Annotated in this window: 6 protein-coding genes; 2 read left to right on the top strand and 4 right to left on the bottom strand. The window is 62.4% G+C overall.

Features of this window, described 5'->3' with window-relative positions; genetic code table 11:
- Nucleotides 1-154: 154 nt before the first annotated feature.
- The 4 genes from AC0L3N_RS28450 to AC0L3N_RS28435 all read right to left on the bottom strand — a co-directional run bounded on the left by AC0L3N_RS28450 (nucleotide 155) and on the right by AC0L3N_RS28435 (nucleotide 2,741).
- Complete coding sequence (locus AC0L3N_RS28450) at nucleotides 155-439, bottom strand: hypothetical protein (protein ID WP_473550833.1); 285 nt, start codon at nucleotides 437-439, stop codon at nucleotides 155-157.
- A 186-nt stretch (nucleotides 440-625) separates the two neighbouring features.
- Nucleotides 626-1,195 carry a hypothetical protein gene (locus AC0L3N_RS28445; RefSeq protein WP_473550832.1) on the bottom strand — a complete coding sequence of 190 codons (570 nt, stop codon included), beginning with the start codon at nucleotides 1,193-1,195 and terminating at the stop codon, nucleotides 626-628.
- A 123-nt stretch (nucleotides 1,196-1,318) separates the two neighbouring features.
- A complete protein-coding gene (locus AC0L3N_RS28440; RefSeq protein ID WP_473550830.1) occupies nucleotides 1,319-1,615 on the bottom strand; it encodes a hypothetical protein in 297 nt (98 codons plus the stop codon).
- A 217-nt stretch (nucleotides 1,616-1,832) separates the two neighbouring features.
- Entirely contained in the window at nucleotides 1,833-2,741 is a 909-nt protein-coding gene (locus AC0L3N_RS28435) for a hypothetical protein (protein ID WP_473550829.1), read from the bottom strand.
- Between the two features lie 324 nt (nucleotides 2,742-3,065).
- Between AC0L3N_RS28435 and AC0L3N_RS28430 the strand changes: the two genes are divergently transcribed.
- Nucleotides 3,066-3,380: a YMGG-like glycine zipper-containing protein gene (locus AC0L3N_RS28430; protein WP_095490674.1), complete on the top strand. Its 315-nt coding sequence runs from the start codon at nucleotides 3,066-3,068 to the stop codon at nucleotides 3,378-3,380.
- An 89-nt stretch (nucleotides 3,381-3,469) separates the two neighbouring features.
- Nucleotides 3,470-3,835: an endonuclease domain-containing protein gene (locus AC0L3N_RS28425; RefSeq protein WP_473550828.1), complete on the top strand. Its 366-nt coding sequence runs from the start codon at nucleotides 3,470-3,472 to the stop codon at nucleotides 3,833-3,835.
- Nucleotides 3,836-4,054: the final 219 nt, after the last annotated feature.

Below are 4,054 nucleotides of genomic sequence, written 5' to 3'. Positions count from 1 at the left end.
ATCTCCCCCCTTGTGGGGGAGATGTCCGGCAGGACAGAGGGGGGCGCGACGGAGCGCAACCGCTGGAAAACTGGTGACGGGCGCCACCCGATAATACTGTGGCTATCGCAGTTTCACGATATCGCCGCGCAACGCGGCCTGAATTCCTGCGGCTTCAGCCGAGGCGTGCGCTTGTCGAGCCCCGCCGCCGCCCTGTGCCGCGCGACTTGGCAACGGCGACTGCCGGCAACCTTCCGGCATCTTTCGCCATCGCCAAACCCCTATCCCGGGCTTCCTGAAGACTTGTCGTGTAGTAGGCGGTGTTTTCCAGACCGCTGAAGAAGTTTATGCGGTGAAGTTCGCCCTTTTTGCTTATGACAACGCCCGCTTTTCGAAGCACGTCCTGAACTGCCTTGTATGTCATTTTCATGGTTACCACCTTGCCAAGACAAGGCAGCATCGTCCTCTTGTGTAACCGTTTGGTGACGGCGATTCTTTAACGTGCAACAACAACAACGTGGCCGGACCCAAAAACTCATATCAGTTTAATGCAGCACACCGCGTGAATCTGGGATTCGTCACATTGGCCGACCGAGCGTCCAGAAAGGGCGGGAGTTCTTTACCCCCCGCCCTAACCTTGGCCTTATCAGGCTTCGGTCGTCTTCAGCGCGATGAACGTCATGTTCTTGACGCTCGACGCCGTGCGGTCCCAGTTCGCCGCCAGCGCCAGTTCGGCATCGGTGGCGAATTCGCCGGCCGAGGAGGCGTCGAGGAAGCGTGTGCCGGGCACATGCGGGACAAAATGCCGGCGGCCGACCATTTCGGTGACGCCGCCGCCATGGCCCTGGCGCGGCTTGCGGTCGAACTCCAGCGGCCCGCCTTCGGTATTGACCGGCAGCTCGTTCCACAGGATCGCCTTGTCCTTGAACATGAAGGCCGTGTAGACGCCAGCAGCGACCGGGATGTCGTCGTCGACGACAGCCCGCAGCCCCATGTAATAGGGGATCAGCGGCCCGCCCTGCTCAGACGGCGGCACATAATCGATGAGGTCGGCGAGCTTCAGCGCCTTCATCTGCTTGGAGTGCATCCAGATCGTCTTGAACTTGTCGGCGCGGTCGCCCATCAGATAGGCAGCCTCGATGATGTCGGTGTCGACGATCGAGGCGCCGGTGACGCGCACCAGATCGCCCGCATCATTGGCGAGGTTGTCGGCCACCACGCCCTTCAGGATGCCGAGCAGCGTCAGCTTGTTGGCGCGCTGCCAGTAGTCGGTCTGGCGGCGGACAATGAGTTTCTGCGGGTCGTCGCCGGCCAGGATCGAGGTCAGGTCCGGGATGCCCTAGGCCTGGGCGCGGACATTGCGGGCGGCGACCTCGCGGCGGGCGCCGATCTTCTTCAACTCGATCGAGTCGGCCGGATCGTCATTGACCGGCTCGGACGGATCATTGCCGAGATCCTTCCAGCCGGGCATGTCGACGGAACGGCCGCCCATGGAGAGCTTCGAGGCGATGGCCGGGTCGGAAAACAGGATCCCGGCCTGGTAGATCTCGAGCGACTGGACGTGCTCCTCGAACGAGTATTGTGCATAGACGGACGGAACGATCGCGTCCGCGATGCGGGTATAGGCGTCTGCCATTTTTGTGTTCCTTCAGGTTTGATTGACGGCTGCGCCCCCTCACCAGCCTCCGCTTCGCTCGGCTGACCTCTCCCCGCGGGGGAGAGGAGACCTGCAACGTCGGCGCCAGCCTCTTCTCCCCGCCCGGGAGAAGGTGGCCGCCCACGGGTCTTGCCGCCGGCAAGCCCGAGGACAGGCTCCGCGGCCGGATGAGGGGGCTTCGGATGTATGCCCTGTCTCACAAGGGGTTATTCGGTATCCATAGATCGGGGTTTTCGCCGGCCTCGCGTGCCAGCCGCCGGGCGCGGGCGGGATCGCTTTTGACGAGGGCTGAGATATCGGTCAGGTTGCGTTCGCCGGCGGCATTGCGCTTGAAGGGATTGCCTGCGCTCAAAGCCGCACCGCCGTCGATCGTGTCTTCCCTGAACATCGCCTCGCCGACGGCGTGGAACGCCTTGGCGATCTGCGGATCGGTCAGGGCTCCGTCAGGCAGGAGGATGCCCTTCGCCTTGTAGGCATCGACCAGGCCGAGCTTTTTCATCGCCCGGTTGGCGACCTCCAGTCTCTGGCGAAAGCTGTCGCTGTCGGTCGGTCCCCAATCCCTGACCAGGTCGTCGTGAGTGGCCTCGACCGAACGGGCAAGGGCGATCTGCTGCACCTTGGCCTGCTCGGCCATGTAGCCGACGAAGCGGTCGTGATAGTCCTGCGCCACCTTCGGCGTGGCGCCGGCCTCGACCGCCCAGGCCTTGGACGCATTGGCGAGCTCGTCCGAATAGGCGAAGTCTTCGGGAAGCCCGTCGGGGCGCCTGTACTCGATCTTGTCGGGCGATGTCAGCGGACGCATCGCCTCAGGCAACCGGGCATGGAACCTGTCCCAGTCTTCCCCAGGTGCGTCCGCCGCCGGAACGCGAAGGCTTTCGCCCTGCTGCCGTTCCAGCTCCGCATAGGATGTGAAAACCCGATCGAGGCTTTCAGGCTTGGTCCAGCCCTTGGTTTCAGCGAGCTTGCGGTTGCCTTCGGAAAGACCGTCAAACCAACTTTCTGCAGCCGGCGGGGCGGACCCGTTGTCCCCGGCGGCCGGTGGCCGTGCAAGGTTGCCCGCCGGTGGCGAAGCCACCACGGACCCGGCGTCTGCCAGATCTGTCATGAGAAATATTCCTTTTGTTGTTTGGAAATGGAAAGACACTGGCCGGTTCAGCCCGGCTTTTTTGCTTTTGGATCTAAGGGATCGGTTGGGCGGGTCGAATCGTTGCGGCCGCAGCCTGATTCATTTCGACAGAGCCTGACTCCATCGACTTGTTTGACTATGATCTTTCCGAGTCGGAAGCACTCGCCGTCAAGACGAAAGAAACCATGTCTCATTTCGTGACAAGTGGTTGCCGCTGTTCCGCCGCAATGCGACCGCACTTGGCAAACACTTGGCAAAACCAGCCAGTGTATTAGTTCATAGGCTTCAACGGAGTATCAGACGATGACCATGTACAAAGCCATTGCCGCCCTGCTTGTGACTGCCGCGCTGGCAGGATGTGCACAGACCGAAGGCCAGCAAAGAGCCACCACGGGGGCCCTGGTCGGCGGCGCTGGCGGCGCTCTGGTCGGTCAGGCCCTGGGCCGCGACACCAAGAGCACGGTTATCGGTGCAGCCAGCGGCGCCCTGCTGGGGGCGGTCGTGGGCAGCGCGACCACGCCGCAGCGGCGCGGCGAACAGCTTTGCCGGTATCAGGATCGCTACGGCCGCATCTACACCGCACCTTGCGACGACCGCTACTACCGCGGCGATTATTGAGCGATAGCGGACTGCAAACTACGGCAAGGCCGGCAGGACAGAGGGGGCGCCGTAGAGCGCCAACCTCAATAGCGACCGAGCATTGAGCGATGCCTCACACGCCACTGCCTCCGCGAAATCGCGCAAATGCCAAGTCGATGCGGAAGGTGATGACCGGTGCCGAACTGAAGCTCTGGAACGAGCTTCGCGCGCACCGGCTGATGGGGCTTGGCTTCCGCCGACAATTTCCGATCGCCAGTTACATTGTCGACTTCGCTTGCCCGGACAAGAAGCTCGTCATCGAAGTCGATGGTTCGCAGCATGCCGACGCCAATGCGGGCGATGAGGCAAGAACAAAGCGTCTTGAACAAGACGGCTGGACCATCCTACGCTTCTGGAACGACGACGTCATTCGCGACATCGACAATGTCTGCCAGCACATTGTGATCGAGGCAGGGCTCGCAGGTGCGACTTGATACGCCGGCGGGACAGCGCCCCCCTCTGTCCTGCCCTCTTTGCCACCACCTGGCATCTCCCCCACAGGTGGGGAGATCAGCAGCTTCGCCGACAGCGCCTCTTTTTGAGGTTGGCGATTGGCGAAATCAAAGATGACAGCCAATCTCCCCCACAAGGGGGGAGATTGGCAGCTTCGCCGACACCGCGCCTTCGGGCCTTGTTCCTACCTCCCCTCCAGC

It is taken from the genome of Mesorhizobium sp. WSM4807 (genome assembly GCF_055811615.1).
Note: the sequence above shows the minus strand (reverse complement) of the source record. Positions and strands in the feature narration are given on the sequence as shown.